Annotated in this window: 20 protein-coding genes; 14 read left to right on the top strand and 6 right to left on the bottom strand. The window is 73.0% G+C overall.

Going from position 1 to position 22,579, the window contains the following annotated elements; genetic code table 11:
- Positions 1-13: 13 nt before the first annotated feature.
- On the bottom strand, positions 14-1,018 hold the full coding sequence (locus KAK07_RS22390; RefSeq protein WP_310740763.1) for a carbohydrate kinase family protein: 1,005 nt from the start codon (positions 1,016-1,018) through the stop codon (positions 14-16).
- A 141-nt stretch (positions 1,019-1,159) separates the two neighbouring features.
- Here KAK07_RS22390 and KAK07_RS22385 point away from each other — a divergent pair, with 141 nt between their 5' ends.
- The 5 genes from KAK07_RS22385 to KAK07_RS22365 all read left to right on the top strand — a co-directional run bounded on the left by KAK07_RS22385 (position 1,160) and on the right by KAK07_RS22365 (position 5,839).
- Positions 1,160-2,143: a sugar ABC transporter substrate-binding protein gene (locus KAK07_RS22385; protein WP_247664557.1), complete on the top strand. Its 984-nt coding sequence runs from the start codon at positions 1,160-1,162 to the stop codon at positions 2,141-2,143.
- An 84-nt stretch (positions 2,144-2,227) separates the two neighbouring features.
- Positions 2,228-3,187 carry an ABC transporter permease gene (locus KAK07_RS22380; protein WP_210863314.1) on the top strand — a complete coding sequence of 320 codons (960 nt, stop codon included), beginning with the start codon at positions 2,228-2,230 and terminating at the stop codon, positions 3,185-3,187.
- 1 nt (position 3,188) lies between these two features.
- Complete coding sequence (locus KAK07_RS22375) at positions 3,189-3,974, top strand: ATP-binding cassette domain-containing protein (RefSeq protein ID WP_210863311.1); 786 nt, start codon at positions 3,189-3,191, stop codon at positions 3,972-3,974.
- Positions 3,975-4,149: 175 nt separating this feature from the next.
- On the top strand, positions 4,150-4,605 hold the full coding sequence (locus KAK07_RS22370) for an RbsD/FucU family protein (RefSeq protein WP_210863309.1): 456 nt from the start codon (positions 4,150-4,152) through the stop codon (positions 4,603-4,605).
- The gene (locus KAK07_RS22365; protein WP_247664549.1) at positions 4,595-5,839 is read left to right on the top strand and encodes an ROK family protein; all 1,245 of its coding nucleotides are present in this window, start codon (positions 4,595-4,597) and stop codon (positions 5,837-5,839) included. The genes KAK07_RS22370 and KAK07_RS22365 overlap by 11 nt, the downstream gene beginning before the upstream one ends.
- Positions 5,840-5,848: 9 nt before the next feature.
- Here KAK07_RS22365 and KAK07_RS22360 read toward each other — a convergent pair whose 3' ends face one another.
- Positions 5,849-6,754 carry a hypothetical protein gene (locus tag KAK07_RS22360; protein WP_210863307.1) on the bottom strand — a complete coding sequence of 302 codons (906 nt, stop codon included), beginning with the start codon at positions 6,752-6,754 and terminating at the stop codon, positions 5,849-5,851.
- Positions 6,755-7,233: 479 nt separating this feature from the next.
- Here KAK07_RS22360 and KAK07_RS25870 point away from each other — a divergent pair, with 479 nt between their 5' ends.
- The 3 genes from KAK07_RS25870 to KAK07_RS22345 are packed head-to-tail and all read left to right on the top strand — an operon-like array spanning position 7,234 to position 12,046.
- Entirely contained in the window at positions 7,234-8,511 is a 1,278-nt protein-coding gene (locus KAK07_RS25870) for an HlyD family secretion protein (RefSeq protein WP_210852393.1), read from the top strand.
- Positions 8,508-10,679, top strand: coding sequence for a peptidase domain-containing ABC transporter (locus KAK07_RS22350; protein ID WP_210852391.1), 2,172 nt, complete (start codon positions 8,508-8,510; stop codon positions 10,677-10,679). Before KAK07_RS25870 ends, KAK07_RS22350 begins: the two co-directional genes overlap by 4 nt.
- Positions 10,676-12,046: a TolC family protein gene (locus tag KAK07_RS22345; RefSeq protein ID WP_210852390.1), complete on the top strand. Its 1,371-nt coding sequence runs from the start codon at positions 10,676-10,678 to the stop codon at positions 12,044-12,046. Before KAK07_RS22350 ends, KAK07_RS22345 begins: the two co-directional genes overlap by 4 nt.
- Positions 12,047-12,095: 49 nt before the next feature.
- Here the strand turns inward: KAK07_RS22345 and KAK07_RS22340 are convergent, their stop codons facing one another.
- Both KAK07_RS22340 and KAK07_RS22335 read right to left on the bottom strand, forming a co-directional pair.
- Positions 12,096-13,064: an alkaline phosphatase D family protein gene (locus tag KAK07_RS22340; RefSeq protein ID WP_210863305.1), complete on the bottom strand. Its 969-nt coding sequence runs from the start codon at positions 13,062-13,064 to the stop codon at positions 12,096-12,098.
- Positions 13,065-13,095: 31 nt separating this feature from the next.
- Positions 13,096-14,307 (bottom strand): FAD-dependent monooxygenase, encoded by a 1,212-nt coding sequence (locus KAK07_RS22335; protein ID WP_210863303.1) that lies wholly within the window; start codon positions 14,305-14,307, stop codon positions 13,096-13,098.
- A gap of 61 nt (positions 14,308-14,368) precedes the next feature.
- Here KAK07_RS22335 and KAK07_RS22330 point away from each other — a divergent pair, with 61 nt between their 5' ends.
- The 6 genes from KAK07_RS22330 (at position 14,369) to KAK07_RS22305 (ending at position 20,860) form a co-directional block, all read left to right on the top strand.
- Positions 14,369-15,406 carry an SPFH domain-containing protein gene (locus tag KAK07_RS22330; protein ID WP_210863301.1) on the top strand — a complete coding sequence of 346 codons (1,038 nt, stop codon included), beginning with the start codon at positions 14,369-14,371 and terminating at the stop codon, positions 15,404-15,406.
- A 103-nt stretch (positions 15,407-15,509) separates the two neighbouring features.
- Complete coding sequence (locus tag KAK07_RS22325) at positions 15,510-17,120, top strand: DUF4178 domain-containing protein (RefSeq protein WP_210863299.1); 1,611 nt, start codon at positions 15,510-15,512, stop codon at positions 17,118-17,120.
- A gap of 12 nt (positions 17,121-17,132) precedes the next feature.
- Entirely contained in the window at positions 17,133-17,354 is a 222-nt protein-coding gene (locus KAK07_RS22320) for a DUF350 domain-containing protein (protein WP_210852380.1), read from the top strand.
- A complete protein-coding gene (locus KAK07_RS22315; protein ID WP_210863296.1) occupies positions 17,354-18,913 on the top strand; it encodes a polyamine aminopropyltransferase in 1,560 nt (519 codons plus the stop codon). The genes KAK07_RS22320 and KAK07_RS22315 overlap by 1 nt, the downstream gene beginning before the upstream one ends.
- Positions 18,910-20,511 carry a flavin monoamine oxidase family protein gene (locus tag KAK07_RS22310; RefSeq protein ID WP_210863294.1) on the top strand — a complete coding sequence of 534 codons (1,602 nt, stop codon included), beginning with the start codon at positions 18,910-18,912 and terminating at the stop codon, positions 20,509-20,511. Before KAK07_RS22315 ends, KAK07_RS22310 begins: the two co-directional genes overlap by 4 nt.
- A 22-nt stretch (positions 20,512-20,533) precedes the next feature.
- A complete protein-coding gene (locus KAK07_RS22305; RefSeq protein WP_210852367.1) occupies positions 20,534-20,860 on the top strand; it encodes a hypothetical protein in 327 nt (108 codons plus the stop codon).
- On the opposite strand, the gene murU is transcribed toward KAK07_RS22305, so the two are convergent.
- Both murU and KAK07_RS22295 read right to left on the bottom strand, forming a co-directional pair.
- Positions 20,838-21,563 (bottom strand): N-acetylmuramate alpha-1-phosphate uridylyltransferase MurU, encoded by a 726-nt coding sequence (gene murU, locus KAK07_RS22300; RefSeq protein ID WP_210852365.1) that lies wholly within the window; start codon positions 21,561-21,563, stop codon positions 20,838-20,840. The two genes, KAK07_RS22305 and murU, sit on opposite strands and share 23 nt — an antisense overlap.
- Positions 21,564-21,594: 31 nt before the next feature.
- On the bottom strand, positions 21,595-22,575 hold the full coding sequence (locus KAK07_RS22295) for a lipase family protein (RefSeq protein ID WP_210863292.1): 981 nt from the start codon (positions 22,573-22,575) through the stop codon (positions 21,595-21,597).
- Between the last annotated feature and the right edge of the window lie 4 nt (positions 22,576-22,579).

Below are 22,579 nucleotides of genomic sequence, written 5' to 3'. Positions count from 1 at the left end.
CCCGGGCTGCGGCTCAGCCGAGTTCGGCGCGGCGCGGCAGGTCGGCGCCGCGGCGGCTGCAGGTGATGGCGGCGGCGCGCGCGGCGAAGTCCAGGGTGGCCTGCCAGCCGCTGGCATCCAGGCTGCGCAGGCCCGCGGGGCTCAGCGCGCCGCGCTCGGCCAGGGCGGTCAGCATCGCGGCCTGGAAGGTGTCGCCGGCGCCGACGGTGTCGACCACGGCCACCCGCACCGGGGCGGCCTGCAACTCGCCCGCGCCGGTCCAGGCCAGCGCGCCCTCGCCGCCGCGGGTGACCACCACCGCCGCGGCGCCGCTGCCGCGCCAGCGCTGGGCCAGCTCGGCCAGCGGCACGCCGGGGTAGAGCAGGCCCAGGTCCTCGTCGCTGACCTTCAGCAGGTGGGTGCGCGCGGCCATCCAGTCCAGCGTGGCGCGCCAGACCTGCAACTCGGGCTCCACGTTCAGCCGAACGTTGGGGTCGTAGGCGATGACGCGCCGGGTGTGCTCGCGCTCGACCAGCGCACGCTGGGTGTCGGCGGTCTCGCCCACCACCATCGCGTAGGAGCCGAAGTGGATCGCGCGGGTCTCGGCGGGCAGGGTGTCGAGCACGCTGGCCGGCAGTCGCCGGTCGGCGCAGCGATCGCCATAGAAGCTGTACGAGGGCACGCCGCGCGCGTCCACGCCCACCAGGCTGAGCGTGGTGGGCGCGTCCAGCCGGGCCAGGCAGCGCTCGTCCACGCCCTCGTCGCGGAACGCGCGCAGCAGGCGCTCGCCCAGGAAGCCGGTGGACAGGCCGCCCATGAAGGCGGTGGGCTGGCCCAGGCGCACCAGGCCCACGGCCACGTTGAACGGCGAGCCGCCGATGCGGGCGTCCAGGCCCAGGCCGGTGGGGGTGTCGCCAGTGGCGAACACGTCGAACAGCGCTTCGCCGCAGACCACGAACATCATTTTCTCCTTGAGCAGTTGCGGCCGCAGACGTTTGCAGCCCGCCGGCATGGTGCCGCCCGGCCCGAACGGAAGCATCGGGGTTTTCCATTAATCAATCCACTTGATTTATTTAAACAAGGCGCCCACACTTCGCTCCGCGTTCCTCGCTGCGGCCCCCGACCGGCGCCGCCCACACCGAACCTGACCGGAGACACCACCATGACCCAGACCCTGAAGATGCTGTCCGTGGCCGCTGCCCTGAGCCTGGGCGGCGTCGCCTACGCGCAGTCGCAGCCGGTGATCGGCCTGATCACCAAGACCGAGACCAACCCCTTCTTCGTGAAGATGAAGGAAGGCGCCGCGGAAGAGGCCAAGAAGCTGGGCGCCAAACTGCTGACCGGCGCCGGCAAGACCGACGGCGACAACGCTGGCCAGGTCACCGCGATGGAGAACATGATCGCCGCCGGCGCCAAGACCATCCTGATCACGCCCAGCGACTCCAAGGCCATCATTCCCGCCATCAAGAAGGCGCGCGACAAGGGCGTGCTGGTGATCGCGCTGGACAGCCCGACCGACCCGGTCGACGGTACCGACGCGCTGTTCGCCACCGACAACTACAAGGCCGGCGTGCTGATCGGCCAGTACGCCAAGGCCTCGCTGGCGGGCAAGCCGGCAAAGATCGTCACGCTGGACCTGTTCCCCGGCCATCCGGTCGGCGCGCAGCGCCACAACGGCTTCCTGCAGGGCCTGGGCCTGCAGAGCTTCGACGCCAAGAACAACGAACTCGCCAAGCCCGCCGAGGTGGTCTGCATGGCCGACAGCTTCGGTGACCAGGCCAAGGGCCAGACCGCGATGGAGAACTGCCTGCAGAAGGCGCCCGACGTCAACGTGGTCTACACGATCAACGAACCCGCCGCGGCCGGTGCCTACAACGCGCTGAAGAAGGCCGGCAAGGAGAAGAACGTGCTGATCGTCAGCGTCGACGGCGGCTGCCAGGGCATCAAGGACGTGGGCGCCGGCAAGATCGCCGCGACCAGCCAGCAGTACCCGCTGAAGATGGCCTCGATGGGCGTGGCCGCGGGCGTGGAATACGCCAAGAGCGGCAAGAAGCCCAGCGGCTACACCGACACCGGCGTCACCCTGATCGCCGCCAAGGCGGTGGCCGGCGTCGACAGCAAGGACGTCAAGACCGGCACCGACCTCTGCTGGGGCACCAAGTAAACCGCTGAGACCAGACACCGCCGCGGGGCCCGCAGAAGGTCCCCGGCGGGGCTGCCGCATCCCTCGTCGCCACTGGAATCCGCCATGGACACCCTGAAGAGCAAACTGCCGCCGATCGGCCAGCTCGGGCCCTTCATCGCCCTGCTGTTCGCCTGCGTCTTCTTCGCCAGCACCACCGACAACTTCCTCAGCGGCCAGAACCTGTCGCTGATCCTGCAGCAGGTGATGGTGGTGGGCGTGATCGCCATCGGCCAGACGCTGATCATCCTGACGGCGGGCATCGACCTGTCCTGCGGCATGGTGATGGCGCTGGGCTCGATCGTCATGACCAAGTTCGCAGTCGACCTGGGCTGGCCCTGGCCGCTGGCGATCGCCGCCGGTGTGGCTGCCACCGCGCTGTTCGGCCTGATCAACGGCCTGCTGGTCACGCGCATCAAGCTGCCGCCCTTCATCGTCACGCTGGGCACCTTCAACATCGCCTTCGCGATCACCCAGCTGTACTCGAAGAGCCAGACCGTCACCGGCCTGCCCGACGAGATGACCGCGCTGGGCAACACCTTCGCGCTGGGCGGCGCCCAGGTGGCCTGGGGCTCGCTGCTGATGGTGCTGCTGTACCTGGGCTTCTGGTGGTGGCTGCGCGACACCGGCGCGGGCCGCCACGTCTACGCGGTGGGCAACAGCCCCGAGGCCACGCGCCTGGTGGGCATCCCAACCGAGAAGGTGCTGCTGCAGGTCTACGTGATCGCCGGCGTGCTGTACGGCGTGGCCGCACTGCTGGCCGTCAGCCGCACCGGCGTCGGCGACCCCAACGCCGGCAAGACCGAGAACCTCGACGCGATCACCGCGGTGGTGCTGGGGGGCACCAGCCTCTTCGGCGGCCGCGGCCTGATCCTGGGCTCGCTGGTCGGGGCCATCGTCATTGGCGTGCTGAACAACGGCCTGACCCTGATGGGCGTGGACTCGGTCTACCAGGTGCTGATCACCGGCATCCTGGTGATCCTGGCCGTGACCGTGGACCAACTGTCTCGCAAGGGAGGGCGTTGAGATGACCCAACCACTCGTTCTGCAGGCCAAGGGCCTGGTCAAGCGCTACGGCCAGGTCACCGCGCTGGACGGCGCCGACTTCGAGCTGCGCGCCGGCGAAATCCTGGCGGTGATCGGCGACAACGGCGCAGGCAAGTCCAGCCTGATCAAGGCGCTCTCCGGCGCCACCATCCCCGACGAGGGCGAGATCCTGCTGGATGGCCAGCCGGTGCGCTTTCGCAACCCGATGGACGCCCGTCGCGAGGGCATCGAGTGCTGCTACCAGGACCTGGCGGTGGCGCCGGCGATGACCATCGCCGAGAACCTGTTCCTGGGCCGCGAGCTGCGCCGCGAGGGCTTCCTGGGCAACGTGCTGCGCATGCTCGACAAGAAGAAGATGCTGGAGACCGCGGTCGAGCGCATGGCCGACCTGAAGGTGGGCATCCGCTCGATGACGCAGGCGGTGGAGACGCTCTCGGGCGGCCAGCGCCAGTGCGTGGCGGTGGCCCGCGCGGCGGCCTTCGCACGGCATGTGGTGATCCTCGACGAGCCCACCGCGGCGCTGGGCGTGAAGGAGGGCAACATGGTGCTGGAGCTGATCCGCCGGGTGCGCGACAAGGGCCTGCCGGTGATCCTGATCTCGCACAACATGCCCCATGTCTTCGAGATCGCCGACCGCATCCACGTCGCCCGGCTGGGCAAGCGGGCGGCGGTGCTGAACCCGAAGAAGATCAGCATGAGCGACACCGTGGCGGTGATGACCGGCGCGATGAAGCCCGAGGACATTCCCGCCGACTGTCTGGCCTGAACACGGACCATGAAGCCCCCACGCTCACTTCGCTCGCGCCCTGCAGGCCGCGCGCTGGCCGAAGCCAGCGCCGTTCGTCTGGCGAGCGCCGTCCGCCGGACGCCGCATGTCCGGACTCACCCCCCCAAGGGGGCGCAGGCCTCCCATGGGGCGACCCGGCGGGAGGCCTGACGCCATGCTCAAGGGAATCGACCCGCTGCTCACCCCCGAGCTGCTGAAGACGCTGGCCGAGATGGGCCATGGCGACGAGATCGTCATTGCCGACGCCAACTTCACCGCGCTCACGCTGGCCCAGGGCAAGCCGGTGATCCGGCTGCCGGGCGCTGATGTGGAGCGCGCCGCCCGCGCCGTGCTGAGCCTGCTGCCGCTGGACGCGATGGTGGACCAGCCGGTGGCCTACATGCAGGTGGGCGGCACCGAGCCGCCCTACCGCAGCGCCCAGCAGCGCCGGGTGATCGGCATGCTGGCCGACCAGGGCCACGCGCAGCCGGCACAGTGTCAGCCGACCGAACGCTTTGCGTTCTACGATCGGGTCCGCCACGCCCATGCGATCGTGCTGACCGGGGACCTGCAGCCCTGGGGCAACTTCCTGTTCAAGAAGGGCGTGCTCGGAGAAGAACTTGTCCCCTGATGCCCGCACCGCTGCCAAGGAAGGCGCCGAGGTCCGCCGCCTGCGGCCCCGCGGCTCCAGCCAGGGCGGCCTGCGCCAGTACAACGAGCGCGTGGTGCTGCAGGCCATTCGCCTGCATGGCGCGCTGCCCGGCGCCGAGATCGCCCGCGTCACCCACCTGACCGCGCAGACGGTGTCGCTGATCACCAAGCGTCTGCTGGACGATGGCCTGCTGCTCAAGGGCACGCCGCAGCGCGGCAAGGTGGGCCAGCCGTCGGTGCCGCTGGCGCTGGACCCCGATGGCGCCTTTGCGGTGGGCGTGAAGATCGGCCGGCGCAGCATCGACGTGCTGTTGGTCGACTTCGTCGGCACCGTGCGCCAGCGCTGGTCGCGCTCCTACCGCTACCCCGAGGCCGGCGCGCTGCTGGCCTTCATCGACGAATGCCTGGCCGAACTGCGCAGCACGCTGCCCGAGGCCTGGCTGCCGCGCGTGCAGGGCCTGGGCATCGCCATCCCGTTTTCGCTGGGCGGCTGGCGCACGCTGCTGGACATGCCGCCCGAGGTGGGCGAGGCCTGGCAGGCGATCGACTTCGCTGCCGAGGTGCAGCGCCTGAGCGACTGGCCGGTGACGCTGATGAAGGACACCGCGGCCGCCTGCGTGGCCGAGCTGGTGGCTGGCCGCGGCCGCAGCATCAGCAGCTTCCTGTATGTGTTCCTGGCCACCTTCGTGGGCGGCGGGCTGGTGCTGGACAGCCACCTGCGCAGCGGCCTGCACGGCAACGCCGGGGCGATCGGCTCGATGCCGCTGGGCCTGCCAGCGGCCGGCCAGGCCTCGCCCGCCCAACTGCTCAGCGAGGCCTCGCTGCTGCAGCTGGAACAGCGCTTCGCCCAGGCCGGACTGGCGCTGGAAGCGGCCGGCGACGAGCGCGCGCTGCAGGCCCCCTGGTGGCCGATCACCAGCGCCTGGCTGGCGTCCACCGGTGCGGCCATTGCGCTGGCGATCAACAGTGCGGCCTGCCTGCTGGACATCGAGAACGTCATCATCGACGGCTCGATCCCCGCCGCGCTGCGCGACGCGCTGCGCCAGGCCACCGAACAGGCGCTGGACCGCTACGACTGGCAGGGCGTGACCCGGCCGCAGCTGCTGCCGGGCACGATCGGCTCCGACGCGCGCGCGCTGGGCGGCGCGCTGCTGCCGCTGCACGCCAACTTCGCGCCCGACCGGGCGCTGTTCCTCAAGGCGGAAGGCGGCTGAGCCCGGCGCTCAGATCGCCACCATCTTGCTTTCCCACTCGAAGGTGACCTTCAGCTCGCGGCGCATCGGCGGCGTGCGCACCGCCAGCGTCAGCGCGGGGTCGGAGAAGTCCGCCAGCAGCGGCGGGCGGGGCGACTCGAAGTAGGGGTGGTAGGCATCGCGCGCGGCGCGCGGCGCGACCTCGTCGAACTCCTCGCGGCTGCCACAGACCTGGATCAGCGCCGGCACATGGCTCACGCCCGCCGCCAGCAGCGCATGCAGCCGGTGGTGGCCGTTGTTGACCAGCAGGCGCCGCCGGTGCAGCAGCACGTTCACCAGGTTGGTGCTCTGGCCCAGGAACAGGCCCACCATCGCCTCGGGGTGGCCGCGCACCGGCAGCTCGGGCCGCTCGGCGCCCATGAAGCAGCGGGTGTCCAGCATCCGGGTGTCGTGGGTGTCGCTGACGAAGACCATCTCGCGCGGACCGCGGTGCACCAGGCGCAGGCCGGCGTCGGCGTCACCGCCCTGCAGCGGCAGGCACAGCGCCGCCAGCGCCGCGGGGCCGGGTGGCGCGCCGGCGCTCAGCGCGTCCACCGTGGCGCCGGTGAGCGAGTACTGCGAGGCCATCAGCTGCGCCAGCGGCACCATGCCGAAGGCCACCGGCACCGCGTCGAAGGTGCGCTGCACCGCTGGCGTGGCGATCACCGCCTCCACATGCGCCTGCACCTCGGGCGGCAGGGGGCGCACCACCGGCTCATCGGCGCGGCCGGCCTCCTCCCGCGACAGCCGCTCCCAGCGCGGGCCGGCGGCGCGCCAGGCGTCGGCCAGGTCCATCGGGCGCAGGTCCGGGCTGGCCGGGAGCTGTTCCATCCAGCGCAGCAGCCGCGAGAGCTGGCCAGGCGCCAGCAGGCACAAGGTGCTGTGGCGCGCATCCATCGGTTCAGGGCAAACAGCGGTAACGCTCATGTGTGCAGAATGTCACAATGACAGAGCAGTAACACAATTGGGGATTGTCAACGAGTAACACCCTCGTGATGATCCGCACCTCGATAACCCTCCCACGAAAGGAAGCTCTGATGCGCGTCCTGACTCTTGAAGAGATGGAAAAGGTCTCCGGCGGCTGGGGCTGCTGGGGCGGTTGGGGTGGCTGGAACCGCGGTCACGGCGGTTGCAGCCACGGTGGCAGCAGCCATCACGGCTGCAGCGGTCATGGCAGCAGCAGCAGCAACCACTGCACGCCGCCGTCGCCGCCGCCTCCTCCGCCGGCTCCCCCGCCGGTGCCCTGAGGTCCCGCGACCTGATCCGCGGCGGACCGGCCGGGTGCCGTCCGCTGTCCAAGGGCCCTCTGGGGCCCTTTTTCATGGGCTGCCCCGGCGCTTGCCCCCACAATCGGGCGCCGTGCCAGACCTCGAACCATGTCCTCGACCCCGCCTGATTCCTCCCTGTTCCGTGCCGAGGCCGTGGCCGCCCGCGCGCCGCGTCAGGTCGGCGACGTGGTGCTGTGGCCCGGCGCTTCGTCGCGCTGGCTGGCGCTGCTGGCCTGGGCCCTGCTGCTGAGCCTGGCGGCGCTGCTGGTCTTCGGCCAGTACGCGCGGCGCTCCACCGTCAACGGGGTGCTGCTGCCCGCCGCCGGCCTGATCCGCCTGGCCGCGCCGCAGGCGGGCACCGTCATCGAGTCGCAGGTGCGCGAGGGGCAGGTGGTGCAGGCCGGCCAGCTGCTGTTCGTGCTGTCCGATGACCGCGGCGGGCCGGGCGACGAGGCCTGGCAGCGCCAGGTGGCCGAGCGCATCGCCACCCGCAAGGCCTCGCTGGAAGCCGACCTGCGCCGGGTGGAGCTGGCCGAGCGCCTGGAATCCGGCCAGCTGGCGCGCCGCATCGACACGCTCAAGGCCGAACAGGCCCAGGCCCAGCGCCAGCTGATGCTGCTGCGCCAGCGTGCCCAGGGCGCCGATGAGGCCACCCAGCGCTACCAGTCGCTGTTCCGCCAGGGCTTTGTCTCGCGCGACGAACTGCTGGCCCGCGAGACCCAGCAGTCCGAGCTGCAGGGCCAGGTCCAGGCGCTGCAGCGCGACCTGCTGGCGCTGGAGCGCCAGCTGCTCGAGGCCCGGCGCGAGGCCGACACGCAGAAGACCCGCAGCGCGATCCAGCGCGGCGAGCTCGACCGCGAGGCCCAGCAGGCCGGCCGCGAATACACCGAGATCGAGGCGCGCCGGCGCGTGCAGGTCAGCGCCCCGGCGGCGGGCCGCATCTCGCAGCTGCGCGCCGAGGTGGGCCAGAGCGTCGAGGCCGGCCGCCAGCTCGCCCAGCTGGTGCCCGGCGACAGCGCGCTGGTGGCGCGCTTGTATGTGCCCAGCAGTGCCGCCGGTTTCGTGCGGCCCGGCATGCCGGTGCTGCTGCGCTACGACGCCTTCCCGTACCAGAAGTACGGCCAGCACCGCGGCGAGGTGCTGTCGGTGTCCGGCGCCGCCGCCACACCGGCCGAGCTGGGCGAGGCCGCCTGGCGTCCCGAGTGGGCTGCCGAGCCGCTGTTCGCGGTCACCGTGAAGCTGCCGGCCCAGACCGTGGAAGGCGCGGCGCTGCCGCTGCAGGCCGGCATGCGCGTCGAGGCCGATCTGCTGCACGAGTCGCGCCGCCTGTACGAATGGATGCTCGAGCCGCTGCTGGGCGTCAAGGAACGCATGCGCACCGAATGAACGCCGCCCCCACCACCCCGCCGTCCTGGCTCGACCGCCTGCAGATGGGCTGGACGCAGCGCCTGGTGCCGGTGCTGCAGACCGAGGCCGCCGAGTGCGGTCTGGCCTGCGTGGCCATGCTGCTGGGCCACCATGGCACGCTGACCGACCTGGCCACGCTGCGCAGCCGCCACGGCGCGTCACCGCAGGGCATGACGCTGGCTGATCTGTCGCGCGTCGCCCAGGCCGAGCACCTGGCCACCCGTGCGGTGCGGCTGGAGACCGACGAGTTGTCGCAGCTGCGCCTGCCCTGCGTGCTGCACTGGGACCTGGCGCATTTCGTGGTGCTGGTGGCGGTCGAGGGCACGCGCTGCCGCATCGTCGACCCGGCCAGCGGCGAGCGGCGGATCGGCATGGACGAGCTGTCGCGCCGCTTCACCGGCGTCGCGCTGGAAGCCTGGCCCGACAGCAGCTTCGTGCCGCGCGAGGAGGCGCAGCCGGTCTCGGTGCGCCGCCTGATCGGCCGCGTCGAGGGGCTGACGGCCACGCTGTGGCGCGTCTTCAGCGTGTCGCTGCTGCTGGAGGCGCTGGCGCTGGCCAGCCCGCTGTTCATGCAGTGGGTGGTCGACCACGTGGTGGTCTCGCGCGACACCAGCCTGCTGGGCACGCTGGCCATCGGTTTCGTGCTGCTGCTGCTGGTGCAGCAGGTCTTCACCGTGGCCCGCGCCTGGCTGGTGCTGCGCGTGGGCACGCAGCTGCGCGTGCAGTGGCGCAGCAATGTGCTGCAGCACCTGCTGAAGCTGCCGCTGGACTGGTTCGCGCGGCGCCACCTGGGCGACGTGATGTCGCGCTTCGGCTCGGTGTCCAACATCCAGCAGGTGCTGACCACCACCTTCGTCGAGACCGCGCTGGACGGCCTGATGGTGCTGTTCACGCTGGGCCTGATGCTGCTCTACAGCCCCTGGCTGACGCTGTTCGCGGCCCTGGCCGTGCTGGCCTATGCGCTGCTGCGCGCGCTGCGCTACCGGCCGCTGCGCGAGGCCAGCGCCGAGCGCCTGGTGCGCGGTGCGCTGGAGTCCAGCCACCTGCTGGAGACCGTGCGCGGCATCCGCACGCTGCGCCTGTTTGACCGCACGCCCGAGCGCATGGCGGCCTGGCAGACGCTGATGGTGGCCGAGGTCAACGCCGGCCTGAAGGTGCAGCGCCTGGACATCGTCTACCGCACCGCGCGCCGCCTGCTGACCGGCCTGGCCGGCCTGGGCCTGCTGTGGCTGGGCGCCCGCGAGGTGATGGCCGGCACGCTCAGCGTGGGCATGCTGCTGGCCTTCCTGGCCTACCGCAGCCAGTTCGACAGCCGCTTCGGCGAGCTCATCAACAAGTACTTCGACCTGCGCATGCTGCAGCTCGATGCGCAGCGCCTGTCCGACATCGTGCTCACCGCGCCCGAGGCCGAGGGCCCGGCGGTGGCGGCGCCGACGTCCGCACAGCCGCCGGCGATCGAGATCGACGGCCTGGCCTTCCGCTACGCCGAGGGCACGCCCGAGGTGCTGCGCGGCCTGTCGCTGCGCATCGCGCCGGGCGAGTCGGTGGCGATCACCGGGCCATCGGGCTGCGGCAAGACCACGCTGCTGAACCTGCTGCTGGGCGTGCATGCGCCGCAGCGCGGCGAGATCCGCATCGACGGCCAGCCGCTGCCCACGCTGGGCCTGGCGCGCTGGCGCGCCCAGGTGGGCACGGTGCTGCAGGACGACACCCTGTTCGCCGGCTCGATCGCCGACAACATCAGCTGCTTCGACCCGCGCCCCGACCCGGCCTGGATCGAGCAGTGCGCCCGCCTGGCGGCGGTGCACGAGGACATCGCCCGCATGCCCATGGGCTACCACAGCCTGGTGGGCGACATGGGCAGCACGCTCTCGGGCGGCCAGCGCCAGCGCGTGGTGCTGGCGCGTGCGCTGTACCGCCGGCCGCGCGTGCTGATCCTGGATGAGGCGACCAGCCACCTGGACCTGGCGCGCGAGGCCGAGGTCGGCTCGGCCATCGCCCGCCAGCCGATGACGCGCATCCTGGTGGCCCACCGGCCGCAGACGCTGGCGCTGGCCGACCGGGTGATCGAGATCGGCGAGGGCGGCGTGCTGCGCGACGAGCCCGCCGCCGACTACGCGGCCCGCCAGGGACTGGCGCGCGGATGAGGCGCCCGCTCGGTCTGCTGCTGCTGGGCCTGTGGGCGGCTGCCGCCCCCGCCCAGGGCCTGCGGCTTGACCCGCAGGCGGTCGAGCCGCCAGCCGCCGCGGCCCCGGCCACGGCGCCGGGGCTGGACAGCCTGCAGCTGGGCGCCGGCTGCGCCGCCGAGGCACCGCGCCCCACCGCCTGGAGCCTGCCGGCGGCGATCGAGGGGGTGGTCTGTCACGCGCTGGGCGTGCGCCGCGGGGCCGGGCTGGTTCAGCAGGCGCGTGCCGCCGACCGGGTGGCCGGCCAGGCCTGGTGGCCGGCGCTCAACGCCGCCGGCGGCGTGGACGCCCGCAACGGCTACGGCCAGTCGGCCTTTGCCGAGTTGCGCGCCGACATCGTGCTGTTCGACTTCGGCCAGCGCAGTGCGGCGGCGCGCGAGAGCGGCGCCGCGCTGGCGGCCGCCTTGGATGCCCAGCGCGCCGAGGTGCTGACCGCGATCGGCCAGGCGGCGCTGCTCTACACCACCGCCCAGGCGGCGCAGGACAAGGTCGATGCGCTGGCCGGCGTGCTGCGCCAGGCCGAGGCCAACAGCCAGCTGGTCGAGGCCCGGCGCAGCGCCGGCGCGGCCAGCCTGGCCGAACGCTACCGCGCTGACACCGCCACCGCCCAGGCGCGCGCCGAACACGCGCGCGCGCTGGGCGCCTGGCTGGTGGCGCGTGGCACGCTGGCGGTGGCGTTGGGCCTGCCCGCCAGCGAGGTCATCGAGCTGGAAGCCGGCCCCGTCACCGACGAAGGCGACGCGCCCGACCTGGACGCGCTGATCGCCGAGGCGCGCGAGCGCCACCCGCAGGTGCTGGCCGCGCGCGCCCGCCTGGCCGAGGTCCAGGCCCGCATCGACGGCGCCCGCGCCGGGCGCTGGGGCAGCATCGGCGCCAGTGCGCAGACCGGCCGCACCCGCTCCAGCAACGACCTGCAGGTGCGCAGCGTCACCACCGGCTCGCTGAGCTGGTCGCTGCCGCTGTACGACCGCGGCGTGACCAGCGGCCGGGTGGCCGACGCCCAGGCCCAGCAGCAGGTGCGCCAGGCCGAGCTGGCCGACGCCCTGGCGCAGACCGAGGCGCTGGTCTGGGAGCAGGGCCGGCTGCTGCAGTCCGAGCGCCACGCCTGGCGCGAGATGCGCCGCGCCCGTGACAGCGCCGAGGCCGCGCTGCAGGCGGTGGCCGAGCGCTACCGCCTGGGCGTGGGCGGCTTCGGCGACGTGCTGCAGGCCCAGGACGCGCTGGCCCAGGCCAGCCTGCAGTGGGCCGACAGCCGCGCCGCCTGGCTGCGCGCCCGCTGGCGTCTGGCGGCCGCGGTGGGCCGGCTGGGGCCGCTGGCCTTCGAGTGAGGCGCAGGCGCTCGGCACGCCCCGGACAGCAGGGCTGCCAAGCCAGGCCTCAGCGCAGCGGCAGCCAGCTGGCGCGGTCGATCACCCGCTCGAACTGCAGACCCTGGCGGCCGAACAGGCGGATGTGCAGCTGCTGCGCGTCGACATCGACCAGGCCATAGTTCTCACGCGGTGAACCCAGCACCACCGCCAGCTTCACCGCGGCGCCGGAAGACGTGGCCTCGTGCAGCGGGAAGCCGCCGGTGTGGAAGGCGTCCAGCTCGTTGCGGTGGATGTCGCCGCTGAGCATCAGCATGCGGCGCGCCGCAGCCTCGCCCAGCAGCCAGGCGCTGTCCTCCTCGTAGCGCTTGTAGCCGGCGAAGGTGGAGCCGCTGGCGAACAGGTGCACCGCGTCGGCCGGCGCAGCGGCAAAGGCCTTGGACAGGCGCTGGCGCTGGGCGCTGCCGAACAGCGCGCGCCGGGGCGGGCCGAAGATGCTGTCGTCGGTGCGCCAGGTGCGGCCATCGCTCAGGTGCAGCCACAGGTCTGGCGCCAGCGCCAGGCTGGGCGTGGCCAGCGGCTGCGCCGGCTGGGGCCACAGCCGCGCATCCTGGCTGTCCTGCGGGAAGGCCGGGCCGGCCAGGCGGGCCGAGAGCACCTCGCGCCACAGCGTCTGCGCCGCGGTGCTGAGCGCGATCTTCTCGACCTGCTCGGGGCGCTGCGCCAGTGGCGCGCCGCAGGCGTCGTTCCACAGGAAGTCGTGGTCGTCCCAGAGGCTGTGCACGCGGCCGTCGGCGGGCATGCCGCGCACCAGTGCCGCGAAGCTCTTCACCGCCAGCTGGGCGCGGTAGCGGTCGACCAGCCAGTCGGCGAAGGCCAGCGTGTCCATCTGCTGCGGCGGTTGCGGCGCGCCGATGTCCAGGTAGACCGAGTCGCCCAGCAGCACCAGGTGGTCAGGCTGCTCGGCGGCGATCCGCGACCACACCGGCTGGGTGGTCGAGACGGTGGTGCAGAAGCAGGAGGCGAAGGCGATGCGCATCAAGCGTCCTTCCAGAGGGATGAGTGACCGATCAGCGCCGCCCGAACATCATCTGCCGCGCCAGCGCCGCCTTCAGCGGCGGCAGCGCCTGCACCGCGGCCAGGCCCAGGCCGCGCAGCGTGGCCAGGCCCGGGGCCTGCCAGGTGAAGCTGCGGGCGAGGAAATCGGTGCTGGCGATCGTCGCCCAGCGGTCGGGGGCGCGGGCCCATTCGGTGCGGCGCAGCGCCTGGTCCAGGTCGGGCGCGTGGCGCAGCGCATCGACCAGGCTGTAGGCGTCGCGCAGGCCCAGGTTCAGGCCCTGGCCGGCCACCGGGTGCAGGGTCTGTGCCGCGTTGCCGATGCGCACGCAGCGGCCCTGCACCAGCGTGGTCTCGGCGTTCAGGCCCAGCGCGAAGCGCTTGAGCGGTGACAGCGCCAGCGCGCGGCCGGCGCCGTCGGGCAGGCGGTGCTGCAGCACGGCCAGGCGCTGGGCATCGTCCAGCGGCGCCAGCGGGTCGTCGTCGGTGGCCACGCACCACACCAGCGCCGCCTGGCGGGTGCCGGCGCCATCGCCGGGCGCGGCGGGCAGCGGCAGCAGCGCCAGCGGGCCTTCGCGGGTGAAGTGCTCGAAGGCGGTGCCCGGCGCGAAGCCGGCGTCCAGCGTGACCTGACCGACCCAGGCCTGCTGGCGGTAGTCGTGGCTCAGCGCCTTGCGGGCCTGGTCGGCGAACACGCCGCCCTCGGCGATCACCGCCAGGTCGGCGGTCTCGGCGATGCCGGCGTCGATCTCCACGCCGCCCGCCACCGGCTTGACCGCGGCCACCGGCCGGCCCAGGTGCAGCGCGGCGCGCTGCGGCGCGGCCGCGCAGGCGGCCTGCCAGGCCTGCTGCAGCGGCGCCACCAGCGCGCCGTAGCGGATCACCGCGCCCAGCTGCGGCACGGCCTGCTCCTGCGCGCTGATGCGCACGGCGGCCTGCAGTGGACCGCGCGACAGCGTGGGCGGCGCCTGGCTGACGCGCACCTCGGTGATCGGCTGCGCGGCCGCGGCGGGCCAGGCCCCCAGGCGCTCCAGCAGTTGCACGCTGCCCAGCGACAGCGCCAGCGTGCGCGGGTCGGCCGCGACATCGCGCTCGGCGGGCCGGGCGTCATACACCGCCACCTGCGCGCGTGGCAGCAGTTGATGGGCCAGCAGGGCCAGGGTCAGACCGGCGGGGCCGGCGCCGACGATGGCCAGCCGCAACGGTCGGTCGGCAGGGGCGTTCATGGCGCGTATTATTTGCCCGGCCGGCGCGTTGGCCGGTGTTGCCACGGAGGGCACAGACACCATGGGTCTGATGGATTTCATCAAGAAACAGTTCATCGACATCCTCGAGTGGACCGAGTCCGGCGACGGCGTGCTCGCCTGGCGCTATCCGATGGCCGACAACGAGATCCAGTACGGCGGCTCGCTGACGGTGCGTGAGAGCCAGATGGCGGTCTTCGTCAACGAGGGTCAGGTGGCCGATGTCTTCGGCCCCGGCATGCACAAGCTGACCACGCAGACGCTGCCGGTGCTGACCTACCTGAAGAACTGGGACAAGCTGTTCGAGAGCCCCTTCAAGAGCGACGTCTACTTCTTCAGCACCCGCCAGCAGGTCGACCAGCGATGGGGCACGGCGCAGCCGGTGACGATCCGCGACAAGGACTTCGGCGCGGTGCGCCTGCGTGCCTTCGGCAACTACGCCTACCGCGTCGCCGACCCGAAGAAGTTCCACACCGAGATCTCCGGCACCCGCGACCGCTACACCGTCGAGGACCTGGACGGCCAGTTGCGCGGCCTGATGCTGCAGCACATCTCGGACGCGGTGGCCGCCTCCGGCATCGCCTTCCTGGACCTGGCGGCCAACCAGATCGAGTTCGCGAAGCAGCTGCTGGCCGCCACCGCGCCCTCGTTCGAAGCGATCGGCCTGAAGCTCGAGTCGGTGACGCTGCAAAGCGTGTCGCTGCCCGAGGAGCTGCAGAAGATCCTCGACCAGAAGATCGGCATGGGCATGGTCGGCAAGGACATGGGCGCCTTCATGCAGTACCAGACCGCCCAGGCCATCCCGAAGCTGGCCGAGGGCGTGGGCCAGGGTGGCGGCATCGCTGGCGACGCGATGGGCCTGGGCGCCGGCGTGGCGCTGGGCCAGGTGCTGGCGCAGCAGCTGAGCCAGGGCCTGCAGGCGCAGCCGGCCGCCGCTGCGGCGGCTGCGGCGGCCCGGGCGGCCATGGGCGCCGACGAGGTGATGGCCACGATCGAGAAGCTGGCCGAGCTCAAGGCCAAGGGCATCCTCACCGAGGACGAGTTCGCCACCAAGAAGGCCGAACTGCTGAAGAAACTGTAGACCCTTGAGGCCCCCAGGCTTGTCGCTGCGCGCCATCGCCACCGCCCAAGGGGGCTCGCCCTGGCGTGGCGCTGCCCGGCGCCTGGGTGGGTCGCCCCCGTAGATGTCCACGACCCCTGCTCCCCAGCGCCGCTGGCAGGCGCTGTGCCCTGGCTGCGGCGCGCCGGTCGAGTTCGCCTCGGCCGCGTCGGCCAGCGCCGTCTGCAGCTTCTGCCGCAGCACCCTGGTGCGCGACGGCGAGGCGCTGCGCCGCATCGGCGTGGTCTCGGAGCTGTTCAACGACCACAGCCCGCTGCAACTGGGCGTCAGCGGCCGCTACCACGGCGAGCCCTTCACGCTGGTCGGGCGGCTGCAGTACCGCTACGCCGACGGCACCTGGAACGAGTGGCATGCGCTGTTCGAGGGCGAGTCCGGCAAATCGGCCTGGCTCAGCGAGGACAACGGCGCCTATGTGATGGCCTTCGACCAGCCGGCGCTGCAGCCCCCGCCGGCCTGGACCGATCTGGAGGTGGGCCGGCGCGTGCTGATCGGCGGCGATGCCTGGCGCGTGGCGTCACGCATCCAGGCCTCGCTGATCGCCGCCGAGGGCGAACTGCCGCGGCCGCCGCGCCTGGACGGCAGCTTCCCGGTGGCCGACCTGCGGATGGAGAACGGCGCGGTCGGCACGCTCGATGGCCAGGTCTCGGGCCAGCCGCAGTGGTCGATCGGCCAGCGTGTCGGCCTGGCCGACCTGGCGCTGCGCGGCCTGAAGGAGGGCGCCTCGCAGGCCTCCCTGCAGGGCCGCACGCTGGCCTGCCCGAGCTGCGGCGCCTCCGTGGTGCTGAACCTGGGCACCACGCAGTCGGTGACCTGCGGCCAGTGCAAGTCGGTGATCGACGTGTCCGCCGGCATCGGTGGCGACCTGGCGCACTACCAGCAGGCCAACAGCGGCGCCAGCGGCCGCGGGCCCGGCATTCCGCTGGGCGCCAGCGGCCGCCTGGCGGTGGACAGTGCCACGCCGATCGACTGGCAGGTGGTGGGCTTCCAGGAGCGCTGCAGCCTGCCCGAGGACGACGAGGACGACCGCGAGTTCTGGCGCGAGTACCTGCTCTACAACCGGCAGGAGGGCTTTGCCTTCCTGTCCGACACCTACAGCGGCTGGAGCGTGGTGCGCCCGATCACCGGCGTGCCCGAGACGCGGCTGGGCGAGGTGGCCTGGCAGGGCCACACCTACTGGCGTGTCGAGGAACCCTACCGCGCCACCACCACCTGGGTGCTGGGCGAGTTCTACTGGCAGGTGCGCCAGGGCGAGTCGCTCGAGGTCACCGACTACCGCGAACGCGACGGCGAGGGCGTGCTGGCCAGCGAGCAGTCCGACACCGAGCTGGTCTGGTCGGCCGGCCGGCGCCTGCCCAATGCCGAGGTCAACAGCGCCTTCGGTCTGGTCGGCGCGGCGCCCAGCGCCGCCGCGGCCGGGGCCAGCCGGCCGGTGGCCGCGCAGAGCCTGGGCAGCCGCATCAGCCACGGCCTGATCGTGATGGTGGTGGTGATCGTCGTGATGCTGCTGCTGGCCCGCTGCGACGGCAGCGACAGCGCCTGCGACGCCCAGCGCCAGACCTTCGGCGAATCCAGCGCCGAGTACCAGCAATGCCTGCGCAGCCAGCGCAGCGGCGGCGGCTTTTCCAGCGGAGGCAGCTCGTTCGGCGGCTACTCCAGCGGGGGCGGCCACAAATGAAGGAGAAGCCCGATGGAAATTGATGCCCTGAAACCGGCGGTGATGCTGGCCTCGGTGGTTTATGCCGTGATCGGCGTGGTCGTGCTGTGGCTGGCCTTCGTCGTCATCGACAAGCTCACCCCCTACCAGCTGTGGGAGGAGATCGTCGAGAAGAAGAACCTCGCGCTGGCGCTGGTGGTGGCGGCGATGTTCATCGCCATCGGCCTGATCGTCGCGGCCGCGATCCACGGCTAGTGAGGGCGGATCGCGCCGCGGCGCGCATCCATCCGGCCGAGCTGCTGCTGCTGGCCTCGGTCTTCGTCGTCGCCGCCTGCGGGCTGGTGTACGAGCTGGCCGCGGGCGCGCTGGCCAGCTACCTGCTGGGCGACTCGGTGCTGCAGTTCAGCACCGTGATCGGCGCCTACCTGTTCGCGATGGGGCTGGGCAGCTGGCTGAGCCGCTATGTCGAGCGTGAGCTGGTGGCGGTGTTCCTGCGCGTGGAGCTGCTGGTGGGGGCGATCGGCGGGGGCATGCCGGCGGCGCTGTTCGTCGCGCACTCCAGCCTGCCGGCCAGCGCCAGCGCCGAATTCCGGGTGCTGCTGTACGGCCTGGTGGGCGTGATCGGCGTGCTGGTGGGGCTGGAGATCCCGCTGGTGATGCGCCTGCTCAAGCGCCAGTTCAGCGAGCGCTACGTGCTGCGGGACCTGGTCTCGCAGGTGCTGACCTTCGACTACCTGGGCGCGCTGGTGGTGGCGGTGGCCTTTCCGCTGCTGCTGGTGCCGCACCTGGGCCTGATCCGCACGGGCCTGTTCTTCGGCCTGCTCAATGCGGCGGTGGCGGTGTGGGCGCTGTGGCTGTTCCGCGCCGAGCTGCCGCACTGGCGCCGCACCGCGCTGGCCTGCGCGGTGGTGGTGGCGCTGCTGCTGGCCGGCTTCGCCGGCGCGAACCGCCTGACCACCTGGGCCGAGGACCGCTTCTACGGCGAGCAGACGATCTACCGCGAGACCAGCCCCTACCAGCGCGTGGTGGTCACGCAAGGACCGGCGGGCACGCGGCTGTTCCTCAACGGCAACCTGCAGTTCCACTCGCGCGACGAGTACCGCTACCACGAGGCCCTGGTGCACCCCGCGCTGGCCGCGCAGGGGGCGCCGCGGCGGGTGCTGATCCTGGGCGGCGGCGACGGCATGGCGCTGCGCGAGGTGCTCAAGCACCCGTCGGTGGAGCAGGTCACGCTGGTCGAGCTGGACCCGCGCATGACCCAGCTGTTCCGCGACGAGCCTCGGCTGGCGGCGCTCAATGCCCATGCGCTGTCCTCGCCCAAGCTGCGCCTGGTGAATGCCGACGCCTTCACCTGGCTGGAGAGCCACGACGAGGTGTTCGACGCGATCGTCATCGACTTCCCCGACCCCACCAACTTCGCGATCGGCAAGCTCTACAGCACCAGCTTCTACACCCTGGTCGACCAGCACCTGGCGGCCGGCGGCTATGCGGTGGTGCAGACCACCTCGCCGCTGATCGCGCGCCAGAGCTTCTGGACCGTGGTGGCCACGATCGAGGCGGTGGGCCTGGGCGCCACGCCTTACCACGCCCATGTGCCCAGCTTCGGCGAGTGGGGCTTCGTGCTGGCCAGCCGCCGGCCCTGGCGGGCACCGACCGCGCTGCCGCCGGGCCTGCGCTTCCTGAGCCTGGACGGCCTGCCGGCGCTGTTCCACTTCCCGCCCGACATGGCGCGGGTGGACGCCGAGCCCAACCGCCTGTCCACCCAGGGCCTGGTCCACACCTTCGAGGCCGAGTGGGGACGGGTGCACCAGTGAGACGCCGCGCGCTGCTGTCCGCCGGCGCCGCCGCCGCGCTGGCCGGCTGCCTGCCCGCGCCCGAGGTGCTGCTCGCCAGCCGCTGGGTGGGCGTGGCGCCCGAGCGTGGCCACCGGCTGCGCGCGCCGCGGCCCGCCCGCGCCGACGGGCCGCTGCGCCGCGTGGGCGCGCTGGTGCTGGGCGGTGGTGTGTCGGGTCTGGCGGCGCTGCGGGCGCTGGTGGAAGGCGGCGTCGACGACGCCCAGCTGCTGGAACTGGATGACGCGGTGGGCGGCAACAGCCGCGGCCACACGCTGGCCGGCAGCGGCTGCCCGATGGGCGCGCATTACCTGCCGGTGCCTGGCGCCGCGGCGCCCGAGGTGCGCGAGTGGCTGCAGCAGATCGGCCTGTTGCGCATGACGCCCCGCGGCCTGCAGCCGGACGAGCGCCACCTGTGCCACGCGCCGCAGGAGCGCCTGTTCATCGACGGCGCCTGGCAGGACGGCCTGCTGCCCTCGGCCGAGGGCCGGCCGGCCACGCGGGCGCAGTACCGGCGCTTCGCCCAGGCCGTGGCCGAGGCGCAGCGCGCACTGCCGTTCGCGATGCCCACCACCGGCCTGGCCTGGCAGCCCGGACATGCGGCGCTCGACGCACAGCGCTTCGACCAGTGGCTGCAGGCGCAGGGCCTGGACGACAGCCGCCTGCTGGGCCACCTCGACTACTGCTGCCGCGACGACTACGGCGCCGGCATCGCCAGCGTCTCGGCCTGGGCCGGGCTGCACTACTTCGCCAGCCGCCACGGCTTTGCGGCGCCGGGCGAGGAGGCGGCCGAGCGCGACGCGGTCTTCACCTGGCCCGAGGGCAACGCGGCCCTGGTGCGCGCGCTGGCCACGCCGCTGGCGCCGCGCCTGCACCTGGGCCGCACCGTGCTGGCGGTCGAGGTGGGCCGCCACGCGGTGCAGGTGCAGGCCTGGAACGAGGCGCAGGACGCGCCCGAGCGCTGGCAGGCCGAGCGGGTGGTGGTGGCGCTGCCGCTGCACGTGGCCCAGCACCTGGTGCAGGGCCTGGACGCGCCGCGCCAGCGCGCGCTGCGTGAGACCGCGCTGGCCACGCGCCACGCGCCCTGGCTGGTGGCCAACCTGCAGCTGGACGCCTGGCCGCTGGCGCGCACCGGCGCACCGCTGGCCTGGGACAACGTGCCCTTCCTGCCGGCCGGGCGCTCACCGATGCTGGGCTATGTGCATGCGCGCCATCAGTCGCTGCGCACGGACGCCGCCGCCGAGCCTCCGGTGATCACGGCCTACCTGGCGCTGCCCGAGACCGAGCGCGGCCGGTTGCTGAGCGGCTCGGCCGCCGACTGGACCGCCGAGGTGCTGGCCCACCTGGCGCCGCTGCACCCCGACCTGGCCCAGCGCCTGCGCCAGGCCGACCTGACGCGCTGGGGCCATGCGATGGCCATCCCGGCGCCCGGCGTGGCGGGCCAGCCGGCCCGGCGCGCGCTGCGCGAGCCGGTGGGCCGCGTGGCCTTCGTCCACACCGATCTGGCGGGCTATTCGGTGTTCGAGGAGGCCTTCACCTTGGGGGCCCGGGCCGGTCGGACGCTGGCGCGCCTTGGGTAGACTGGCGCGCAGGGAGTCTCGAATGAATATCTTCAAATGGGGTCTGGGCGGACTGCTCGTGGCCTTCTTGCTGCTCAGCGCCTGGCGCTGGCGCGATGCGGCCTGGCTGGCCCCGCTGATCGGCCGCAGCGCGCCGCCGCCCAAGGCCATCGTCTTCGACAACGGCACGGTGCGGGCGCAGCCGGCCTCCGAGGCGGCGTCGGCCGAGGTGATCGCCCTGCCGGTGCCCGGCGGCATGCGCAAGTGCGTGAAGCGCGGCGAGGTGATCTACACCGACCGCCCCTGCCCGCACGGCATGAAGGAAGCCGACATCGACAGCAGCCGCTTCAACCCGGTGCCGGGTCGCTGAGCGCCTGCAGCGCCGCCAGCTGCGCGGGCGTGCCCACGTTCTCCCACGCGCCGCTCAGCACCCGGCCGCCCAGGCGGCCGCGCGCGGCGCTGGCGAACAGCAGCGGCCCCAGCGCCGCGCGGGTGCCGGCCGCCACGCCGTCCACCAGCCGGGGCCGGCACAGCGCCAGGTTGGCATAGGTCCAGGGGCGGGGTTCGTCGCGGGTCAGGCGCTCGCCGGCCAGCGCGAAGTCGCCGCGGGTGTTGAAGCCGGGATTGGGCACCACCCACAGCCAGGCGTCGTCGTCGCTGGCCGCGAAGCCCTCGGCCTGTGCGGCGTCGAAGCGGAAGTCCGGGCACCAGATGTCGCCCGAAACCACCCAGAAGGGCTCGTCGCCGCGCGGCGCCAGCCAGGGCAGGGCGGTGGCGATGCCGCCCGCGGTTTCCAGCGCGCCGCCCCAGGCCTGGCCCTCCATCGAGTAGTGGATGCGCAGACCCCAGCGGCTGCCATCGCCCAGCGTGGCCGGGAATTGGTCCTCCAGCCAGGCGGTGTTGATCACCACCTCGCGCACACCGGCCTGGGCCAGCGCCTGCAGGTGGTGGGCGATCAGCGGCTGGCCGCGCACGGGCAGCAGCGGCTTGGGGCAGGTGTCGGTCAGCGGGCGCATGCGCTCGCCGCGGCCGGCGGCGAGGATCAGCGCGCGCGGCGGCGCGGCAGGGCTCATGCGGCCAGTGTAGGGGCCGCGGCGGCGCGCTTCAGCCGCGCAGCGCGCTGAGGTAGTTGTCCGGCGTGTGGTCGCTCAGCAGCCGGGTGGCGATCTGGCCGGTGAAGAGCCAGCTGAGCTTGCGCAGCGGGCCGTCCTGGGTCAACGCGTCGAACTGGTCCTGGCGCACCTGGACGTCGGTGGCGCCAGGGCAGGGCCGCCCCAGGCGGTCGATGTAGAGCCGCTGGCCAGCGTGCTGGTAGCCCTGCGGCGCGCGCGCCAGCACCTCGGCCGGGTCCCAGCCGGCGTGGCCGCCCCAGCCGTCGGCCATCGCCATCGCGGCGCGTGCTGCGGTGGTCGACCACAGCGCCTGCCAGCCGCTGCTGGGCGGCAGCGTGCCCTCGTGGCCCGGCGGCACCATCGGCACCAGGTCGATCGCCTGCACGATGCGGGTGTGGCGCTCGCCCAGGCGAGCGTCCAGCGTGCGCGCGAACACGGCGTCGCCCACCCGCGGGCAGCCGATCGTGACCAGGCGGTCGGCGCCCCAGGCCGAAGCCAGCAGCACCGCCAGCGCGCCACCCAGGCTGTGGCCGCAGATCAGCAGGCGCCTCTCGGGCCGCAGCGCCGCCAGCGCCGGACCGACCTTGGCATGCGTCAGCACCTTGTGCGCGGCCAGCGCGAAGCCGCTGTGCACCTGCGCCCCGGGCACCGCGGCCCACTGGCGGGTCCAGGCCATGGCGTCGATCAGCACGTCGCGCCGCCAGGGCTGGGTGCCGCGCAGCGCGGCGATCAGCCAGCCGTCGGCGTGGGTGGCCAGCAGGCCCTGGGTGTCGGTGGCGGGGTCGTCGAAGAACAGCGCCTCCTGGGCGCCGATCGCCGCCAGGGCACGCGCGCGCGCGCCGGCATCGCCCAGGTAGGCGATGCGCGCCGCCGCGGCGCCCAGCAGCTCGACCGAGGGCCGGGCCGGCAGCGTCGGCATCGGGCGGCGTTCGGGGTGGAACAGGGCGCCGGGGTCGCGGGTGTAGTCGGGCATGGGC

This window comes from Ideonella alba (assembly GCF_018069875.1).
Taxonomy (GTDB): Bacteria; Pseudomonadota; Gammaproteobacteria; order Burkholderiales; family Burkholderiaceae_C; genus Ideonella; species Ideonella alba.
The sequence above is the reverse complement of the archived record's forward strand: the minus strand, read 5'-3'. Positions and strand labels throughout refer to the sequence as shown.